Source organism: uncultured Butyricimonas sp. (assembly GCF_959596855.1).
GTDB classification, from domain to species: Bacteria; Bacteroidota; Bacteroidia; order Bacteroidales; family Marinifilaceae; genus Butyricimonas; species Butyricimonas muris.
In genome coordinates this window covers 21,954-43,528 of sequence record NZ_CAUFYA010000009.1, presented here as the reverse complement: position 1 = coordinate 43,528, position 21,575 = coordinate 21,954, and the positions used below count along the sequence as shown (strand labels likewise).

General features: G+C 42.5%; 14 protein-coding genes. All 14 read left to right on the top strand.

Annotated elements, in window-relative coordinates; all coding sequences use genetic code 11:
- The first annotated feature begins 1 nt into the window (after nucleotide 1).
- The 14 genes from Q5866_RS06020 (at nucleotide 2) to fusA (ending at nucleotide 21,574) form a co-directional block, all read left to right on the top strand.
- Nucleotides 2-1,507 carry a PKD-like family lipoprotein gene (locus Q5866_RS06020; protein WP_099291595.1) on the top strand — a complete coding sequence of 502 codons (1,506 nt, stop codon included), beginning with the start codon at nucleotides 2-4 and terminating at the stop codon, nucleotides 1,505-1,507.
- 227 nt (nucleotides 1,508-1,734) lie between these two features.
- Nucleotides 1,735-3,093 carry a TlpA disulfide reductase family protein gene (locus Q5866_RS06015; RefSeq protein WP_303179458.1) on the top strand — a complete coding sequence of 453 codons (1,359 nt, stop codon included), beginning with the start codon at nucleotides 1,735-1,737 and terminating at the stop codon, nucleotides 3,091-3,093.
- Between the two features lie 263 nt (nucleotides 3,094-3,356).
- Nucleotides 3,357-6,041, top strand: a complete 2,685-nt coding sequence (locus Q5866_RS06010; protein WP_303179457.1) for a PAS domain-containing hybrid sensor histidine kinase/response regulator — start codon at nucleotides 3,357-3,359, stop codon at nucleotides 6,039-6,041.
- 68 nt (nucleotides 6,042-6,109) lie between these two features.
- Nucleotides 6,110-6,673, top strand: a complete 564-nt coding sequence (locus Q5866_RS06005) for an RNA polymerase sigma factor (protein WP_303179455.1) — start codon at nucleotides 6,110-6,112, stop codon at nucleotides 6,671-6,673.
- 164 nt (nucleotides 6,674-6,837) lie between these two features.
- The gene (locus Q5866_RS06000) at nucleotides 6,838-7,869 is read left to right on the top strand and encodes a Fic family protein (RefSeq protein ID WP_303179453.1); all 1,032 of its coding nucleotides are present in this window, start codon (nucleotides 6,838-6,840) and stop codon (nucleotides 7,867-7,869) included.
- A gap of 115 nt (nucleotides 7,870-7,984) precedes the next feature.
- A complete protein-coding gene (locus tag Q5866_RS05995) occupies nucleotides 7,985-9,118 on the top strand; it encodes a FecR family protein (protein WP_303179452.1) in 1,134 nt (377 codons plus the stop codon).
- A gap of 12 nt (nucleotides 9,119-9,130) precedes the next feature.
- Nucleotides 9,131-12,649, top strand: coding sequence for a TonB-dependent receptor (locus Q5866_RS05990; RefSeq protein WP_303179451.1), 3,519 nt, complete (start codon nucleotides 9,131-9,133; stop codon nucleotides 12,647-12,649).
- 18 nt (nucleotides 12,650-12,667) lie between these two features.
- The gene (locus Q5866_RS05985) at nucleotides 12,668-14,614 is read left to right on the top strand and encodes a RagB/SusD family nutrient uptake outer membrane protein (RefSeq protein ID WP_303179449.1); all 1,947 of its coding nucleotides are present in this window, start codon (nucleotides 12,668-12,670) and stop codon (nucleotides 14,612-14,614) included.
- A 53-nt stretch (nucleotides 14,615-14,667) separates the two neighbouring features.
- The gene (locus Q5866_RS05980) at nucleotides 14,668-15,957 is read left to right on the top strand and encodes a DUF4959 domain-containing protein (RefSeq protein ID WP_303179448.1); all 1,290 of its coding nucleotides are present in this window, start codon (nucleotides 14,668-14,670) and stop codon (nucleotides 15,955-15,957) included.
- 3 nt (nucleotides 15,958-15,960) lie between these two features.
- A complete protein-coding gene (locus Q5866_RS05975; protein ID WP_303179446.1) occupies nucleotides 15,961-17,487 on the top strand; it encodes a DUF4998 domain-containing protein in 1,527 nt (508 codons plus the stop codon).
- Between the two features lie 189 nt (nucleotides 17,488-17,676).
- Entirely contained in the window at nucleotides 17,677-18,084 is a 408-nt protein-coding gene (locus tag Q5866_RS05970; RefSeq protein ID WP_303179445.1) for a LytTR family DNA-binding domain-containing protein, read from the top strand.
- Between the two features lie 364 nt (nucleotides 18,085-18,448).
- Nucleotides 18,449-18,862 (top strand): 30S ribosomal protein S12, encoded by a 414-nt coding sequence (gene rpsL / locus Q5866_RS05965; protein ID WP_099291608.1) that lies wholly within the window; start codon nucleotides 18,449-18,451, stop codon nucleotides 18,860-18,862.
- Between the two features lie 110 nt (nucleotides 18,863-18,972).
- Complete coding sequence (rpsG, locus tag Q5866_RS05960; RefSeq protein ID WP_186975992.1) at nucleotides 18,973-19,452, top strand: 30S ribosomal protein S7; 480 nt, start codon at nucleotides 18,973-18,975, stop codon at nucleotides 19,450-19,452.
- Nucleotides 19,453-19,471: 19 nt separating this feature from the next.
- The gene (gene fusA, locus Q5866_RS05955) at nucleotides 19,472-21,574 is read left to right on the top strand and encodes an elongation factor G (protein ID WP_303179442.1); all 2,103 of its coding nucleotides are present in this window, start codon (nucleotides 19,472-19,474) and stop codon (nucleotides 21,572-21,574) included.
- Nucleotide 21,575: the final 1 nt, after the last annotated feature.

The window sequence follows — 21,575 nt, the reverse complement described above, 5'->3', positions numbered from 1 at the left end:
TATGAGACTAAGAAATATATTAATAGCCTTGGTAATGGCTGTGTTACTTCAAGGTGTATATTCATGTATTGATGACAAGGGAAATTATAGTTATATTGACAAGGAGACTTTATTCCCGGTAACTATTTCCGGTTTTAAAGATACGACCGTGGTCATGCGTACAGTCTTGAATATAGATCCGGTATTGGACAATATGGATGATACGTCGCGTTATATCCATTTATGGTATGCTTTACCCACTGATGTGGCGGGATACACCCCGAAGCGTGACACCTTATCTTTGGAGAAAAAACTATCATTTACAGTAACCTATGAGACGGGTACTTACAAATTAGTGTACGAGTTGCGCGACCCGAAGTTGGACATCTACACGTATAAAGACGTACGATTGACGGTACAGTCGGATCTTGGTACCGGATGGTATATATTGAAAGAAGAAAACGGAGAGACAGATATTGATTATGTGACAGAAGAAGGTGTGCTGAAAGAGAATCTGCTTGCTTCTTCCGAGCAGGAACGTATGAAGGGGAAACCTGTAAAGATGTATTATCAATCTTCACGTTATTCTGTTGACGTGGAGAATCCGGACGGGACAGTCACGAGATTATCGAATCAAAGAGCATTTCACGTGTTGAGCGATCAGGACATGAGGACTTTTAACGCGGATAACATGGGGATGTTTTATGATTATGAACATTATTTTTATGAAACACCTGAAGTATGCCATCCTCAAAATTTCGGTGTGGGAGGTAGTTATTATTATTATGCGATTAACGCGGGAAAACTTCATTCGCTATATACTATGTCCGCTAATAATGGTAAACTGGGGTATGCGAGACCGGGAATGTATGAATTGCATTCTGATATGTTACTAAGTATGAATGCTGCAATGGTATTCGATAAAACAACTTCTACATTTTATAATTCATCGGCCGGGGGCACAACAATTGATGTATTCGGTAATGCCCCGGCGGGTAGTGTTTCTTCTACTGAAATGGACACGGATTTGATTTGTTTGCTGACGAAAAAAATAGCAAACACCAGTACAGGTTATGCCCTAATGAAGAATAAGAATAAAGATGAATATTATTTGTTTAATGTCTCGCATTCCATGTCGGGATATCCCTTTACGTCAGTTGATACGGTTCCATTGAATTGTGAAATACTAGATGCCGAGGTGAGGGGAGCTTCAATATACGCGAGTGCGATATATTACGCGAAGTCGAAAGGTGACGGTGATGTGTTGAAGGTGTATAAAGATTCTCGTGAAGAGATTCGTGAGAGTGAATTAATCTCCTTCCCGGGAGAAAAGATCGCTTATATCGAGAATATAGAATCTCCTTGGGGAGTTACGCCGGCTTATAATCGTTTACTTATTTTGACAAATAGTTCTGCAGGTTGGAAATTGTATCTGTATGATACGGTAGGGCAAACCCCGGAACTTGAGGAAACCCCTGTACTCGTTTATTCGGGTAGAGGTAAGGCAGGGTACGCGATATTGCGTTAATCGTTTTACCTCTGTTGAAAGCGCTAGAAATTCAAAGAGAAACAGGATAAGAGGAGGGAGTAAAATATTATTTTTAAACTCCCTCCTAGCTTTACTCTATTGATCTCGAATAGTTTGAGCCGGTTTGAGGTTGATAGGCCGTGAAGCCGGTGAAGATTTTTTTATGTTAGAACGGAATTTAGGACTCTCTATTAATTCTTTTATTTGAAATCTAATCAATACGGTTTATGAAGAGAATCAGTTTGTTATTGTTATCAATTTGTATAGGTACAGTCGTGTGTGCCCAAAAATACACGGAAATAAAAGGTTTTGTGAAAGATGATCGTTTGAAAGAGATCCATCTTTATCGTGTGGCGGATGGTGTCTCTCATCTTTATGCTTCCACGAAAGTGGCGGAAGACGGATCGTACGGTTTTCTCTTTTCTCCGCCGGGACCGGCTTTTTATACTTTGGGTAATGATCAAATGGATTTTGTGATTTACGTGAGGGGGAACGACAAGATTCATATTGATATCTTGGAGAATAAAGCTGAATTGGGGAGGAAAAGCACGAAAGAGAATATCGCTTTATACATGTGGGAAGATTTTGCTGCCGACGTGCGATTAAAAGCAGTTTATTTTAACCGGACTAAAAGTGATTACAGGGATTTCTTCCCGGAATTCACCGTGTTCGTGTCTAAGATAGATTCAATCAAGAGGAAGATTAAAAGTAAAAATGCTGCATTTGACGCTTTATTGAAAAAGAAAATTGATTATGACGTTGATTATTACGCGGCTTATTTCTTGCGAACACCGAGAGTTGTTCATCCCGAACGTGCGGATTGGCCGGAGTTTTATACCACGATTATTTCTGACGATAAGTTCACGACAGACGAAGTGTTGCAGTTCCCTCAAGGAGTTCGGATGCTTGATATGTATGCAAACTTTGGGCGGATTTCTTCGGGTAAGAAATATTCGAGTTTGGAGGAGTATCAAGATGCCTGTTTGGGATATTTAAAAAACGATCGCTTGAAAGGAGAATATTTGGTGCATAATGTTTTCCCGGGTATAAAGAACTATAATCAGTATTTGAGTACGTTGAATCGTTTTGAAAAATATTTGGCTACTTCTTCTCAAAAGGCTCGCGTGGAAGCTATCGGGGCCGCGTTATATGAAACGGCTCCCGGTAAAACGGCAGCAGACTTTACTTATCCGGATGTGAATGGAAAAGACGTGTCATTATCTGATTTTAAAGGGAGAGTGGTATTGGTGGATGTGTGGGCAACGTGGTGTGGTCCGTGCCGAGGTGAAACTCCCCATCTGAAGAAACTTGAAGAAGAAATGCACGGGGCAGACATCGTTTTCCTTGGCGTATCCGTGGATGAAGCAAAAGATAAACAGAAGTGGCTGGACTTTATCCGAAAAGAAGGCATGGGAGGTATTCAGGTACACGCCTCGGGATGGAGTAAAATCACGAAGGATTACAAGATAGAAGGTATCCCCCGCTTTATGGTCTTCGATAAAAACGGGAATATTGTTTCGATAGATGCCCCTCGTCCGTCTTCTCCGGAATTAAAAAAGATGTTGGAAACGGAATTAAAAAAGTGATTGTTTCGTACGATAAAATTTAGAATTTTCTCAAAAGTCTATAAGGGTTATAATGTCAGATTACGATAACATTTAACGTGTAGGCATATTGTTATTGTTGAAGGCTTGATGGAACTTATAGACTTTTGATTTGAGTTTTTGGGATTAGTTATTATTCATGAATCACTTCTCTTTTCTAAAGAAATCTAAAACTTTGTTGTTTTCAATGCAGGATATAAATGATTATTTCGTAGCTTTGAGGCTTAGTGTAGGATTATTTAGCTATGAAGAGGAGAATATCGGCATTGTTTATCTTTTTTTGTTCGTGTATTAATGTATTCGCGGGAGATACACGAGAGAAAGATTATATACTTATTTTGAACTCGATAAATTTTAACGAGGCATGGGCAAATAATTTGTATCAAGAAGTGCTGGCTGATGTTTCTTCGGAAAAGATAGAGGTTCGGGCGGAGGAGTTGTTGATACCAATGATAAAAACGCTGGAAGAGGCGGATTTGAAGAAGGCGGATTTATCGCGGAAATACACGAAGCCGCCCAAGGCTGTCGTGTGTATAGGGGATCCCGCGTGGTTGTTGTGTCGTTCTCTGTTTGACCGGGAGTGGAAGGATGTGCCTACTGTTATTTGTTTTTCTAGGGATTCGATGCCTTCTCGATTAGAGGATTTGCTTTTGGGTGATTTGAATAATGAGGTGGAATTTGTGCCGACGGAGGAGATGATCCGTTCGTATAACGTGACAATTTTGAAGCAGCCTTCTTTTATAAAAGAGATGGTGGAGTTGATGCAAGGGTTATTGCCGGGTATGAATAAGGTCGCATTTATTTCAGACGGGAGGTATATTAGCTCGATGATACGTAAAGAGGTGCGTCAAGTAATAAACGAGAGTTTCCCTTATCTGCAATTGGATTTGCTTTCCTCTCAAGAAATCACGACAGAGAGTCTGTTGGATTCATTGATGCTCTATGATGAACGGGTGGGAGTTATTTATTATTCTTGGTTCATGGGACGTCAGCAAGGGGATAATCGGTACTTGGGAGATAATCTCCAGAGGATAATTTATGGTTTCTCGAAGTCACCTGTTTTTACTTTGTCCGAGATGGATATGAATACGGGAACCTTCGCGGGTGGTTATTTTATTTCTTCTTCGGAATTCGGGCAAACAGTGGTTGCCGCGGTTAAGGAAATATTGAGTGGTAAAGCTGCCCGTGATATACCGGTTCAGAACGGGGGAAAACCTCGTGCGTATCTGAATTATCATCATTTGGTGCATCACGGGGTAAAGCCGGATTTATTTCCCCAAGATGCGGTATATTACCAGATGCCATTGGATTTTTTCCAGCGCTATAAGATCTATTTCGTGATAGCTATTGCTGTAATTATCCTGTTCGGGGCTCTGATTTTAATGCGTTTTCATCTTTTGTTGCAGCGACAGAAACAAAAGACCCGCGAGTATCAATTACTTTCACAATATCGCTGTCTCGTGGATAATATGCCTGTGATTTACGTGAGAAAACAGTTGTTGCCGGATAAGGAAGGACATATTTCCGACTTCATTTTCTTGGACGTGAATTCTACTTTCGAGAACGTGTTCAAAACGACACGGGAGCAGGTCGTGGGTAAACGGTTATCGGAAGCTGACGTGGATAATCAACTGTTGGATTACATGATGGATAAGGAATCCGGACGGTTGGCTTCTTTTGTTTTCCCCGGGGAAGGCAATGAAACGCGATATTTTGATAAATTGTCTTTCCCCAGTACTGAAAAAGGGGTGTGGGATGTATTTTTCATTGATCGGACGGATGAATATTTTGCTTCATTGGCTTCCCGGGAATACCAGCGGTCGTTGGAAAGATTGAACCGGCAATATGATTTGGTACTGGATGCAACCGGATTGATACCTTGGACTTGGGATCTTCGGAAACACACGGTGGAATACAATATTGCCTATATTTCAAATCAATATATTGAAGATGGGAGCGATCAGAAAATAATGTCGGAAGCGGATAGCCAGTCGCGAGTGCATCCAGATGATCGAGAACTGATTCAGAAGGCGTATGACGATTTGCTAGGGGGACGGGTGGATGTGATAAAAGAAGAGTATCGGGCTTCATTTTCCATCAAGGACCCGGTTTATTATTGGTTCGAGAGTTTTGTTATCGTGGGGGAACGGGATGAATCCGGTCGACCGAGCATGTTAGTGGGAGGTTCTATAATCATTGATGACCGCAAGAAATTGGAAATGGATCTCGTGAAGGCGAAAGAACAGGCAGAAATCTCGAATCATTTGAAATCGGCCTTTTTGGCTAACATGAGTCACGAGATTCGTACCCCGTTGAATGCTATTGTCGGGTTCTCGAACGTGTTGGCGGAAACCGTGGACGAGGAAGAGAAAAAAGAGTATATACAGATTATCGAGAGTAATAATACCCTGTTATTGCAACTGATTGGGGATATTCTCGATTTGTCAAAGATAGAGGCGGGGGTATTCGAGTTCGTTTATTCTAAGGTAAATCTTAACCTGTTACTGGTAGAAATGGAGCAAACAGCCCGGTTACGCCTGAAGAATGACGCGGTGTCCGTTGAATTCACGGAACGCCTGCCGGAATGTACAATTTACTCGGATGCCAACAGATTGATGCAGGTTATGAATAACTTGATCACGAACGCGATAAAGTTTACCAAAAAAGGATATATCCGTTTTGGGTATAGAATGTTGGATGATGAGAAAATTTATTTCTTTGTTTCCGATACCGGCTGTGGGATTCCTGCCGATAAAACGCGAGAAGTGTTCGGGCGTTTCGTCAAGTTGAATCCCTTCCAACAAGGCACGGGGTTGGGACTTTCCATTTGCGAGAGTATCGTGGTAAGACTGGGTGGGGAAATCGGGGTGAACTCGGTAGAAGGCGAAGGCTCTACATTTTGGTTTACCTTGCCGAAAAATTCGTGTTAAAAGTATTCCAAGAATAGATGAAAAATCAATATTTTATTTACATTTGACCAATATTAAGCTATTGTGCCGTGCGTGAAATTGGAGACGTGAATGAATACTTGGTCAACGGGTTGAGAAATCAATCGCATGAGGTCTTTGAGGTAATCTTTAAAACCTATTATCCCAGCCTCTACAGGTTGGCTTATGCCTATTTGATGAATAAGAATTTAGCGGAGGATATGGTGCAGGATACTTTCGTGTCCCTTTGGTCTGCCGCACCTTCATTGCCCGCGGATACCCGTTTGAAAAGCTATCTCTATTCATCCGTGAAGCATGGCTGCCTTGATTATATAAAACATCTGCAAGTGATTGATGCCAACAAGGAGAAATTGGCTGAGGCTTTGATTTTTTCCGGTACGGTGGAGTACGAGGATAATCAAGAATTACTGGACAAGGTAAAACAATGCATGCAAGGATTGCCGGAACAGCAGAGAAAAGTATTGGAATTGAAGGTTTTCCAAAAAATGAATTACAAGGAAATAGCGCGAGAACTGGATATTACGGAAGAATCCGTTCATGCCTATATTAAAAGAGCGTACAAATATTTGCGCGAATCCGTGCCTTATAAAGTTTTAATGATTCTTTTCTGTTGATGCTTATTTTTCCAAATGCTATCTTTGGGGGTGTTATTTAAAAAATATTCACTATATTCGTACCCGAAAAGTATCGAATATAGATAATCTACCGATAAATGAATATGTGAGAACAAAGCACTTGGATATTCACGTGAAGAGTTTGCACAGAAAGGGGGTGTATCATGACCAGAGAACAAGAATTATTATCCTTATTGGCTCAATTTAAGGAGTTGGGTATCGATAAACAGATAGATTACAATAAATTCTATCTGTATTCTCTTATTACCCATTCGACGGCTATTGAAGGTTCAACGGTCACTGAGATTGAAAACCAACTTCTATTTGACGAAGGTATTAGTGCCAAAGGTCGCTCAATGGCTGAGTTATTGATGAATTTAGACCTCAAAGCGGCATACGAGCAATCGATAGACTTTGCAAAGAGCCATAGCGATATTACGGTTGCGATGCTTAAGAAGCTATCTTCTATCGTTTTGAAAAATACAGGGACAACTTATCAAACTGCTTTAGGTGAATTTTCGTCAGCCAATGGAGAGCTGCGTTTACTGAATGTTACGGCAGGAGCCGGGGGGTATTCCTATATGAATTATTCAAAGGTGCCTACAAAGCTTGCGGAACTTTGTGAAAGTATAAATCAGAGACGAAAAACTCTATCAAAGGCGAATGTTATTGAGTGCTACAAATTGAGCTTTGATGCTCACTTTGATTTGGTAACTATTCATCCGTGGGCTGACGGTAATGGCAGGATGTCTCGTTTATTAATGAATCAGTTACAGTTTGAATTTGAGATTATCCCAACAAATATCAATAAAGAGCGTAAAGCTGAATACATTGAAGCTCTTATTGCTACGCGTGAGAATGATAATATTGAATTGTTCCGTAACTTTATGTTTGATGAACATATCCACAATCTTGAACAAACAATTCGTAATTATCAGGGTTCAATAGAGAACGAAGGCATAGAATCTCGTTCCGATGTCGGTATAAATGTCGGTATAAATGTCGGTATAAACGAACAACGTGCATTAGAGCTTATTCGAATTAATAATCGAATAACCGCGAAAGAAGTTGCAGGATTACTCTCGGTTTCTTTACGACAAGGTGAGCGCATTATGGCGACATTAAAAGAGAAAGGTCTTATTAGGCGTATCGGCTCTAATAAGTCAGGGCATTGGGAGGTAGTTTTATTTTTTTAGCCAAATTTTTTTGCTCTGCTTGTAGCTTTTGAAATTAATTTGAAAAAAAGTTGGTGAATTTTGTCCCCCGGTTTCAAAGTGTGTCGTCTTATACATGTAAAGCAAATGATAAATCATGGAAATCGAGTGGAAAAAAATAAAGCGAATGGCTCTCGATGAATCTTCCGAGCGGGAAAAGCAGGAAGTGTCGGAATGGCAAGGGGGGGACAAAGAACGAGAACGCTTTTGTAAAGATGCCGAGGCTTTCTACCGGGAGGGGCAGGAGGTGAATGACCTGTCCCGGGAGGAAATTGAAAGGGCTTGGCTTACCGTGAGGCAGCGGACACGGAAGCATCGGTTTATGTCTCGCCGTGTGGTGGGATGGATTGCCGGGGCAGCTGTTGTTGTCGGGGTATTTTTCGGTGTCCGTTTGATAATGGATGGAGAACCGAAAGTATCACCAATGGTTAAGATGACTAAGACAGAGGGTGTTCGCTTGGTGTTGTCTGATGGTACAACTCATGTCGTTAAGACGGATGAAAATACTACCTTGAAGGTGCCGGGTTTCGAGGTAAAGAACAATGGATTGAAACAGTTGGAACAAAAGCAGGTGCTAGAGTCTGATAAGAAAGAGATAACCTATAGTGAAGTGATTGTTCCCCGGGGAGCGGAATACCAGTTGACTTTGGCAGACGGTACGCGGGTGATATTAAATTCGGAATCCAGAATTCGTTTCCCCGATGAATTTCAATCGGACGAACGTAGGGTATATTTGCAGGGTGAGGCGTATTTTCAAGTTGCTCGTGACGAAAACTGTCCTTTTCTGGTGGAGGCGGCAGCAGTAACGGTAAAAGTGTTGGGAACGGAATTCAACGTGAATGCTTACCGGAAAGACGATGTTTCAACGACATTGGTTACGGGGCGAGTGAGCGTGGCGGCAGGTTCGGATTCTTTGATATTAAATCCCGGTCAGCAGTGTGTGGCAGGTGGCGGTGCTCTGACTGTACGAGAGGCTGATTTGGTGTCAGTGCTGGCATGGAAGAACGGGGAATTCGTGTTCAAGGATGTGACCTTGGAAGATATGATGAATGAACTTTCCCGTTGGTATGATATGGAAGTGGAGTACGAATCGGGGCATTTGAAAACCGATCGTTATTATATATACGTAGAGCGGAGCAAGACACTGGAGGAGGTATTGGATAAAGTGGCTTTGACCGGAAAAATAAAATACAAAATACATGGAAAGAAAGTGATTGTAGGACAGCAATAAAAAAAGCAAAAGATGCGCGCACATCTCTCGCTTTTAAGGCTGAATTATTCATTAAATAAATTCAAGTACAAAGTTATGCAAAAAAATCGACGAAAATGGTTTGGGACGAGCCCAAACAGAAAATTTATTTTGCTATTGCAAACTATTTTTCTAATCGGCGGGTTGTTATGCGGTGGCAATACCCGTGTATGGGGGCAGGCTGTGCCCAAAGTCAGCCTTGATCTGAAACATGCAACATTCGTGAAAGTTATCGAGAGTTTGCGTCAACAGACGGGATATGAGTTCGTGTTTAACGCTCCGGATGTGGAGCATGTGAAGGATGTGTCGCTTTCGTTGAAAGATGTTTCGCTCCGGACGGCTATGGATTCGCTGTTGCAAGGGAAAGGCTTGGCGTATAGTATCACGGGACAGACGGTGGTTATAAAGAAACAAGCGAAGACTCAATCGGAAGTAAAGATGCTACAAGTCAGCGGTCGTATTGTGGATGAAAAGGGAAATCCTATTGCCGGTGCGACAATCGTTATCGTGGGAACGACACAAGGGGTGGCTTCTGATGCGGAGGGACACTACACGATAGCGGCTAAGCCGGATGATGTGTTACGGGTTTCATTTATTGGTTACAAGACTGAAACAGCGGATATTAAAGGAAAAACGAAGTTAAACATTCGTTTAAATCCGACGGAAGAGAATTTGGAGGAGGTAACAGTCGTTGCGTTTGGGGAACAGAAAAAGGAGAGCGTGGTATCGGCAATTACCACCGTGAAAGCAATGGATTTAAAATCGTCAAATAGCGATTTGACTGCCAGTTTTGCTGGAAAGATTGCCGGAATGATCGGGTGGCAGACGGGAGGTATTCCCGGGGCTTTGACCGAGGAGGAGATGAACACGAAATTTTACATTCGGGGTATCACCTCTTTTCAGACGGATGCGAATATCGACCCATTGATCTTGTTGGACGGGGTGGAATCGTCCAAGTTAGATCTGGCGCGTATTGCCCCAGAGGATATCGAATCGTTTAGCGTGTTGAAAGATGCTTCAGCAACAGCCATGTATGGGGCTCGCGGGGCGAATGGAGTTATTTTGGTAACGACGAAGAAAGGGCAAGAGGGGAGCGTGTATGTTTCTGCCCGTTATGAGGCTATTTTTTCTATGCCGACGAAAGAAATTGAAGTTGTGGATCCGGTTACTTATATGAAAATGTATAATCAAGCGTTAATAGGGCGAGATCCAATGGCTACACCTAAATATAGTGTAGAGCAGATCAATCGTACGGCTTCCAGAAAATATCCTTCGTGGGTTTACCCCGCTAATGATTGGTACGATTTGATGTTTAAAAATTACAATATGAATCACCATGTAGGAGTCAATGCCCGTGGGGGATCAAAAGTGGTTCAGTACTACGCTTCCGTGAATTATAATCGGGACCAGGGAATGTTGAAAACTGACCGGTTGAATGATTTTGACTGTAATATCACGAATAACCAAACTTCTTTCCGTGCAAACTTGAATATTGATTTGGCAGCGGGAATAAAGATGCTCGTCAATTCATCCACAACATTGGATAAGTACCACGGGCCGTTGAATAGTATGAACGAGGCTTATTGGTTGGCATTTAACGCATCTCCCGTTGATTTTGCCCCGATGTATCCGGGTGACGAGGCGTACGCTTGGCCGCATTTGCGTTTCGGGACGTCGGAATCGAATCAGGTAAATCCATATAGTTTATTGCATCAAGGCTATTTGGAAAGAACGCGTTACTCGACCACGAATCGGGCGGAGTATATTCAGAATCTATCCCAGTTGGTCAAGGGATTGGAGTTGAGAGCGAGTGTATCGTTGGTTCAAACGGGCTATTATACGACAGGGTTTAAAACAGAGCCGTACGCCTATGCTTTGGCAAATTATGATTTTGAAACGGGAAAGCACACCTTGCGAAATATGAAAACTTATCCGCAACCTCGCAGAACACTAGAGAAAGATAATGAAACATCAGTATCCACGACAGATACCCGCTTGACCTACGAGGGGCGTTTGTTGCACACTGCGGCGTGGAAGGAACACCAGACTTCGTTGACAGCTGTATTTCAGGCACAGGAACGGACTTATACACCCGTGCCGGACGTGTTGAATGGAATGCCGCAACGAAATCTTACCTTCTCCATGCGCGGTAGTTACGGGTATAAGGATCGTTATTTTATAGAAGGTAGCTTCGGGTATAACGGTTCCGAACGTTTCGCTAAAAAGAATCGGATGGGTTTTTTCCCGGCAGGAGGTATTGCCTGGGTAGCGTCTAGTGAATCTTTTATGGCATCGACAAACAAATGGTTGTCTTATTTGAAATTTAGGGCTTCTTATGGCAAGGTTGGAAATGATGGGGTGATTGCACAACCTCGTTTCGTGTTTTTGCCTTTAGTAAAGAAATTAGATGGCGGTATAATGGATCCGGCGCCTTTTGCCGACTATATGTCCCGTTATCAAATTCAGGCTTATCCGAATGAAAAGATACAGTGGGAAATAGCCGAGCAGGTGAATTTCGGTATGGAAATGAAATTATTCAAAGGTGTCGTGGAATTTACCTTGGATGCTTATCAGGAAGTACGCCACAACGTGTTGGCAAATCGCACGACTATTCCCGCTTCCGTGGGTATTGAATTGGCTCCGTTGGATAATATCGGTAAAGCCCGTTCTCGGGGTATTGATTTTTCGGGTAAGGTGCAGCACGCGTTTTCCCCTGATTTTTGGGTGATTTTAAATGGTACGTTGACTTACAATAAGGCTATTTTCATGGAAATTGAGGAGGCTACCGATAAACCTGCATGGCAGCGTAAGAAAGGGAAAGAACTTTCACAGCAAGTTGGGTATATCGCCGAGGGATTGTTTCAAGACCAGGCGGAAATAGATAACTCTCCCCGGCAGGATGGAGATGTGATGCCGGGAGATATTCGTTACCGGGATATAAATGGGGATGGTGTGATTAACGTGAATGATGCCACGTATATCGGTTACCCGGAAACGCCTCGGTTGATTTATGGTTTCTCGGGATTTGTCAACTATAAAAATTGGGAGTTTAGTTTCGCTTTCCAGGGATCGGGAAACCGTTCATTCTTTATGGATCCGGCGGCGATTTCTCCTTTCGCGGGGGATCATGCCATGTTGAAAGCTATATACAAGGATCATTGGTCTGAGGATAATATGTCAGATAAGCCCTTTTGGCCGAGATTGTCCACGTATAATATTACTCAGCACAATCCTTTAGAAGATTGGTATAATGAAGATAACGCTGAAATCAGGAAAAGTACGTACTTCATGCGTGAATGTAGTTTCTTGCGGTGTACGTCGTTGGAATTAGCTTACAATATGCCGAAAATATTGACAGAGAGATGGAAATTGCAGAACGTGAAGTTTTTTGTCCGGGCAAACAATCCGTTCATGTTCACGAACTTTAAAGTGTGGGACGTGGAATTAGGAGAGGACGGGTTTAATTATCCGATTCAAAAGACTTACACGGTGGGATTGAATTTTAGTTTCTAAATTTAACACGTGAATATTATGAGATATTTTTTACACACTATTGTCATTATCTCGATGCTTGTTTCCGGGTGCGATTACTTGGATGTTGTGCCGAAAAACGATATCCAGACAGTTGAAACGATTTTTGAGAAAAAGGAAGATGTTGAGGCATGGTTGAAAACCTGTTATGTTATTTTTCAGCAGCCAATTACGAATATATATGAGAACCCAGCTTTGACAGGAGCGGATGAATTCGTGGCAGGAGATTATGCTAGACGATTATATTTGAAACCAAATAAACTTCATTGGCGTGGCTTCTTTATCGGGGATGGCTTGCAAATGTCATCTGATCCCTACGGGAATATTTGGAAAAACGATTCTTATTATGCCGGAATCCGTTATTGTAATATTTTCTTACAACATATTGATGGCGTGTATAATATGCAGGATAGTGAAAAAAAACTATGGAAAGCGGAAATACAAGCACTGAAAGCCCATTATTATTTTGAATTAATGCGTCATTACGGACCCTTTATTCTTGTTCCCGAGAATATAGAAGCGAATGCGGATATTGATATCATGCAACAACCGCGTTCCCCGCTTGATACTTGTGTGAAGGTGACAGTGGCACTGTTGGATGAAGCATTGAAAGTCCTTCCCTCGATGCAGCAAAAAGGACAGGACCGTTGGGCGTTCCATAGCAAGGAATCGGCAGCGGCATTGAAGGCGCAAGTTTTGTTCTATGCAGCATCTCCTTTGTTTAATGGGAATGCCATATACACGAATTTCACGAATAAAAAAGGAGAACAGTTGATAAGCACGACGTACGATCCAGAAAAATGGAAACGTGCTGCGGAGGCGGTTGATGAGGCGATAAAGATTTGTGAAGATTCCGGCAAAAAATTAGTTACGGGTAATACAAAGGCAACTCCGTTGCTGGGGAAAATAGCCGATATTGAGAATTCGGTGTTGGCTCTAAATTTCGTGAGTGATGAGGCTATATTCATGTTACGAGTGTTGGATACATGGGATGCTAATTACTGGTACACTTGGTTGCTTCCCTATCTTAAAAGTGACGATAATGATTATGATTCTGATAATCTCGGTTGTTTAGGAGCGAGTATGAAGATGGTGGAGATGTATTATACGGAACACGGTTTGCCGATTGATATGGACAAAGAGTGGGATTATACTTCACGCTATCAGATGGGTAAGGAAACAAACCCTCAATATCGTGATGTAGTATCGTTGAACACGGATATGTTGGGATTGCATTTACGTCGAGAACCGCGTTTTTATGCCCATATCGCTGCTGATCGTTGTTATTGGCAACGCGGTAAGGGTGAAAATTATAAACGGGTGGTAACCCCGTACAAGGGAGAGCGTTTCGGGACACAAGCGAACACGATCAATAGTTCTGTTCCACAAAACCTGAGTGGATACTGGGTGAAAAAACATCTTACTTCCGATATTCCTTCAAGGTCTTATTATACTTGGAAAAATCAGGAACGCCCAATGGTTGTTATTCGCTTGGCGGAGTTATATTTAATGAAAGCGGAAGCTTGGAACGAGTATTTGGCAACACCAGATGATGAGCACGTGTATGCGCCGTTGAATAAAGTGCGCGAACGTGCGGGAATCTTAGATGTAGAAACGGCTTGGCAAAATTATTCTAATGTTCCGGAGAAGGTGAAAAGTAAAAATGGGATGCGGGATATTATCCGTCAGGAATGGAATATCGAATTTGCTTTCGAGGGGGTGCGTTTTTGGAATTTACGTCGTTGGTTGACTGCCGCCGAAGAATTGAACACGGCTCTTTACGGTTGGAATATCCTGGGAACGACAGCCGAATCCTTTTATAATAATTATGAGGGACCTCGTGTCGTTTGGGCAAAGCGTGGGTTCGTGTCCCCGAGGGATTATCTTTTTCCGCTCAGGAGTGAAGAGGTGATTATTTCGGGTTGTAAGCAAAATCCGGGATGGTAATGAATTTTAGATTTACGATTTTAGATTGTAGATTAAATTATAAATGTTTGGTTATGAGAAATATATTATTTGTATTATTGTTTTTTGTCTTTTCGGGATGTCAGGATGATGGGGATACTTTCGGGCTCATGATGCCGAAAGACGGGCTCTCTTTTCGTCCGATTGCCGGGGGAGCGGTAATGTATTATAATTTGCCCGAGGATGACGAAACACTTTTTATACGGGTACGTTATAGAGATGCCTACGGGCAGGAGATGTTACGTACGGGTAGCTATGCGTGCGACTCGTTGCTATTGGTCGGTTTCAATGAAGCACGGCAAAATATTCCGGCAACGGTTACGCTTTGTAATCGTGCACGGGTGGAATCGGAGCCGATAGAAGTTACTTTTGACACGAAAGACTCCGGGCCGGTTGCTTTTTTTGAAAATGTGAAAGTAGCTTCAAATTGGAATGGATTTACTGTTTCTTACGATGTTACAGGGTATGCCAATGGCATGGCACACGTGCTTTATACTGGGAAAAATCCATTGACACAAGAACCTGATACTCTATTGATCTCCAGTTTCCCGATTATGGAGGGTACGGACACGTTATCTTTCCAAGTACAACAAGAGAGCGAGTCGAACACGGTTGTTATTCGTACCGAGGATTTTCGCGGGTATATGGTGAAGCAAAAGATTTGGGAAAACGTGGAAGCATATAGTACAGAGAAACTTGCCCGTTCTCAATTTGAATTTTTAGATCCCAATAAGTTTTCAAAAAATGATCCGGAGGCACAATTGGGATTTGAATATTTGTTTGACGGTGATATAAAAGGAGAAACATGTTGTTATTTGGCTGATAATGTCTGGAAAACTTATCTTGCCGGCCCGGGTGTTTTTGGAGAAGATTTGTTTATTATTGATTTCAAAGAACCGAAACAAATCGCTCAACTTAGAATTTATTGTATGTTAAATATGAGGGATTTTCCTTATAATTCAATATGGCGCACTGTATATGATAATAAACTGCCTTGTAAATTATCCGTGTATGTTTCTAATAATAAGGATGACAAGGATTCTTGGAAAAAGATGGCTTCGTTTGAGCAGGATCGTGAGATGGATGCTTCCTTGCGTTGGTGCGTGAATGCTGCAACTTCTAATTGGGACACCATGGATGAATCGGAAGTGCGGGCTGCAAAACCGAGTTACATGGAAGTGATGCTTCCGGCTTCCGGTGAGACTTATCAATATTTGAAAGTTGTAGTGGATGATACATTTGAAAATGAAATATATGGTGGTTCCGGAAATGATACGGAATACGTGACCATGCACGAATTGGAAATTTTTACCAAAAAAGATTGAGTTATGAGGATGAAAACATATTTCTGGATATTATTCTTTGCCCTGCTTGGAACGGGGTGCGAGAGTCTTGAAGACACGTATAGCGATTATGCCGGCGATGGCACCATTCGTTACCTTGGTATGTGTTCGGATTTATCCGTGACTCCCGGTTGGAAGCGGTTAGTTGTGAAATGGACGAACAATGTGGACCCGGTTATTGACAAGATAAAAGTCACGTGGAAATTGAATGATAAACGGGATTCGTTATTTTTGGATGTCACTGAAACGGAATGCAATATACCCGAATTGGAAGATGGAAATTACGAGATATCGGTTACCGGGATAGACAAAAAGGGGAATACATCCTTGCCCGTTTCTGTTTACGGGCGTCCGTACACGTCTAATCATGAAGTGATACTCAGTTTTACCCGATTGGTAACGAAACATTATTTCGTCAAGAATCGTTTGATTATCTTTTGGACAAACTGGCAGGAGGGGATAGAAACGGCCGAGTTGAATTACTATTTGGCATCCGGGGAACCGAAAAATTTACCCTTGACCAAGAAATTATTAGATGAAGAGCCGTATTATTTGCTCCCGGACGAGATCGATTTAAACCAGCCGGTCACGATCAATCGCACGGGACGGGTGGAAGGATGCAAGGATTTAATCGTTTTCGATCCTCACGAGCTATCACACGAGAAGTTATACACGAGTGATTTCAAGCAAATAGCCAAAGTGAAGTACGGGCAGCAGGAAGTGACGGATGCTTTTGTGAACGGGTTGGAAGAATTGGAGTACGATTACACGATGACTTCTTTTGAGGATATTCTTAATCTCCCTAATTTAAAGAAGTTGGTGTTGGGAAAAAATCGTTATTTGAAAGAAGAGTATCTGAATACTTATACCAGTGTTGACAGTTTGAAACTTAATAAGTGTGATAGTGAATTGTATGAAGAAGAGCGTAGTCTATTCGCCTTGAAAATGGCAAGTCAACTGAATGGACTAAAAGTGGAACGCTATAATCAACATTATCTCTCGGATCAAACTTTATCCTGCGTGCAAGAAATGGGGAATCCCGTTTTGCCGGAACTCGCTTGTTTGGATGCGAGTGAATGGAAATTCACTTGTAAACCGGAGGACGAGGGGATATATGACTCTTATCTGGAAAATTTGTTTGATGGTGATGTCGACAACTGGTGGCAACCGGAGGCTTTACCGGGAGAGCGTTCGCACGAGATCATCGTGGATTTCGGTAAAAAGATAACGATAAATGGCGTGAAAATCGTGCAGAAAAGCTTTGATCCGAAGTCGGATAAAATGAGTGGGAATTTATTACCTTCTATTATCAAAGTCAAAGTTTCTTCCGATAAGGTGTCTTGGCGTGATGCGATGAATGAAGAGGAAAATACGTTGGGGGCTACAAATGGAGAAACGACAATTCTTCGCTTCCCTTCACCTTTGACAACACAATATTTACAATTTATTGTCAATGATAATATTTACGGGAACAATTTTTCTGTAGCATTGAGTGAGATAGGAATATTTTAATTTTTATAATTGGTGCGTGCGAAGAGGGAGTTGACTTATTTTCAACTCCCTCTTGTTTTAAATTTGTATTAATGAGGAAAGGCATTTCTATTTAAGTAATAAATATTGATTTGACGATTATTCTTTGTATGTGAGATAATCGGTCATGCCCGTCGGTGATTTTTTCATGAGGCATAAATTTAATTGTCAATGAAAACAGATTTATCGGGTGTAAGTGCACCTTTGAGGGTGTCACCGCTGGTGGCAGATGGCTTGCTTATTCGTCAGGACGAGTATTACAAGAAATATTTTTATGCCGAAATCCTTTGGATAGAGGCATCGGGTAATTATTGTTATTTTCATTTTAAAGATAAATCCCGGATTACCGTGGCGTGCCGTTTGGGTAGCGTGGAGTGGCAACTACCAGACGCCTATCTTGTGCGTGTACACCGTGGTTTTATCCTGAACCTGCGTTATGTCGACACGTGGGCGGGTAACTCCTTGCGAGTCGGGGAGAAATGGTTCCCAGTGGGGGACTATTACCGGAAAAGCGTGTTGGCTTGTTTTAATATACTGGATACTTCCCGGGAAAACCCGAAAAGGGGTAACGAGGAGTAATCGTGTAATTTAATATTCACCGGTCTCGTGGATAGATTTATCGACGGGTGCCGGTGAATATGTTTCAGGTGTTAACACGATACACGAGGTTGGAGGAACCCGATGAATTCCCGGTGAAGACAGGGAACAAATTCCTTTTAAACTCCTTTCAAACTCCTTTCAAAGACCTTCGGGAAGGTTTTTGAAAAGAGTTTGATGTGAAAGGGAAGGGAAAATGTGAGTTTATTTGTTTATAAGTACGGCTAACCTTCTCACTGTCTTGCCTTTTTTTGAAAAAAAAGATAGAATTGTTTGGTGGTGAAATATAAAGTTCGTACATTCGCGAGCCAAATTGAATAAAAGTAACTAATTTAAAAGTACTTGTATGCCAACTATTCAACAGTTAGTAAGAAAAGGAAGAACAAAAATCCAGGACAAAAGCAAGGCTCCGGCTTTGGATGGTTGTCCGCAAAGACGCGGGGTCTGTGTTCGTGTGTACACGACAACCCCGAAGAAACCGAACTCAGCGATGAGAAAGGTTGCCAGAGTTAGATTAACCAACGGAAAAGAGGTAAATGCTTACATTCCGGGAGAAGGACACAACTTGCAAGAGCACTCTATCGTTTTGATTAGAGGTGGTCGTGTGAAAGACCTTCCGGGAGTTCGTTATCACTTGGTTCGCGGTACATTGGATGCTGCCGGTGTCAACGGTCGTTTACAGAGTCGCTCCAAGTATGGTGCCAAGAGACCGAAAAAAGGTGCTGCTCCGGCCGCTCCCGCTAAAGGTAAGAAAAAGTAAGAATTAACAGGAGTTGTTTATGGGTTGTTCCCGAAAAGTTGAGTAAATGGTCGTGAGACCGTTGAAGACCGGAAAGGGCAGCGAACGAACAAATTCGTAAACTAGAAGAGATGAGAAAGAGTAAACCAAAAAAGAGAATCCTGTTACCGGACCCGAAGTTTAACGATGTATTAGTAACTCGGTTCGTTAATGATTTGATGGTAGACGGAAAGAAGTCTATCGCGTTTAGAATTTTCTACGATGCTATTGATATCGTGGAAGAAAAAATAGGTAAAAAAGAAGAAAAGCCAGCGTTGGAAATCTGGAAACAAGCTTTGGAGAATATCACTCCGCAAGTTGAGGTGAAGAGTCGTCGTGTAGGTGGTGCTACGTTCCAAGTGCCGACGGAAATCAACCCGATGAGAAAAAGAGCTCTCTCCGTGAAAAATATGATTCTGTTCTCTCGCAAAAGAAGCGGTAGAAACATGGCAGAGAAATTAGCTGCTGAAATCATGGCTGCATACAAGGAAGAAGGAGCGGCTTATAAAAAGAAAGAGGATATTCACCGTATGGCTGAAGCCAACAGAGCTTTTGCACATTTCAGATTTTAATTGAAGGGATAGAAAGAAGATGGCAAAAAGAGATTTACATTTTACAAGAAACATCGGTATCATGGCTCACATCGATGCCGGGAAAACCACAACGACTGAGCGTATCCTGTATTTCACGGGGGTAAACCACAAGATTGGTGAGACTCACGATGGTACGGCTACCATGGACTGGATGGTGCAGGAGCAGGAGAGGGGTATCACCATTACTTCTGCCGCTACCACTTGTTTCTGGAATTATCAGGACCAGCAATATAAAATTAATATTATTGATACCCCGGGACACGTTGACTTTACCGTTGAGGTTGAGCGTTCATTGCGTGTGTTGGACGGTGCTGTTGCATTGTTCTGTGCCGTGGGCGGAGTGGAAGCACAATCGGAGACCGTTTGGCGTCAGGCAAACAAGTACGGGGTTCCGAGAATCGCTTTCGTGAACAAAATGGACCGTTCAGGTGCTGACTTCTTCAAGGCAGTACGTGAGATCCGCGAGAAATTGAAAGCTAACCCGATTCCATTAGTGTTGCCTATCGGAGCAGAAGAGAATTTCGAGGGAATAATCGATTTGATCGAGATGAAGGCTTACGTGTGGGAGAATGGATCGAAGGATGCAACAATTAAAGAAGTTCCGGCTAATTTATTAGCGGAAGCTCAAGAATGGAGAGAGAAGTTGGTTGAGGCTGCCGCTGTTCAGGATGAGGCTTTGATGGAACGTTTCTTCGAGGATCCAGATTCTATCACGGTTGAAGAATTGAAAGCCGTGGTTCGTAAAGCCGTTATCGCTATGGATTTCTGTCCGGTGATGTGCGGTTCTTCATTCAAGAACAAAGGGGTTCAGAATTTGTTGGATGCTGTTATCGCTTATTTGCCGCACCCGCTGGATATTCCGGCTGCTGCAGGTAAAAGACCGGGAACAGAAGAATCCGTGACTTTCGAGATTGATCCTGATGCTCCGCTTTCTGCGTTGGCATTCAAGATCGCAACTGACCCGTTCGTGGGACGTTTGTGCTATACACGTGTTTACTCCGGTAAAATCGAGGCCGGTTCATACGTTTACAACCCGCGTACAGAGAAGAAAGAGCGTATTTCTCGTTTGTTCCAGATGCACTCCAATAAACAACAGCCTAAGGATGTGATCGAGGCTGGTGATATTTGTGCTTGCGTTGGATTTAAAGATATTCGTACCGGAGATACTTTGTGTACCGAGGAAAATCAAATCGTACTTGAAAGTATGACATTTCCGGAACCGGTGATCGGTATTGCTGTTGAGCCACTTACGCAGAAAGATACGGATAAGTTAGGTATGGCTTTGGCTAAATTGGCTGAAGAAGACCCGACTTTCCGCGTGAAGACTGACGAGGATTCAGGGCAAACCGTGATTAGTGGTATGGGTGAGCTTCACTTGGATATTATCCTTGACCGTTTGAGACGCGAGTTTAAGGTTGAATGTAACCAAGGTGCTCCTCAGGTTGCTTACAAAGAGGCTATCAACGGAACGGTTGAACATCGTCACGTATTCAAGAAGCAAACCGGAGGTCGCGGTAAGTTCGCTGATATCATCTTCAGAATGGAACCGGCAGAAGACGGCAAAGAAGGTTTGACTTTCGTGAACGAGGTGAAAGGTGGTAATATCCCGAAGGAATTCATCCCGTCTGTAGAGAAAGGATTCAAGGATGCCATGGTAAACGGTGTTTTGGCCGGATACGAGTTGGTAAGCTTGAAGATTACTTTGCTTGACGGTTCGTTCCACCCGGTTGACTCTGATGCTTTGTCTTTCGAAATGGCCGCTAAGATCGGTTACAAGGAAGCAGCACAGAAAGCGAAACCGGTGTTGTTGGAGCCGATTATGAAACTCGAGGTGGTAACCCCGGAAGAGTACATGGGAGATATTATCGGTGACTTGAACCGTCGTCGCGGACAAGTTGAAGGAATGGAGTCAAGAGCCGGAGCTCGCGTGATCGAGGCCAAAGTGCCGCTTTCAGAGCAATTCGGTTACGTGACCGTTTTGAGAACTTTGTCTTCCGGTCGTGCAAGTTCATCCATGGAGTTCTCGCATTACGCTGAGGTACCGAAGGGCATTGCCAAGGAAGTTGTAGAGAAGAATAACGGTAGAGTAGAATTATTGTAAG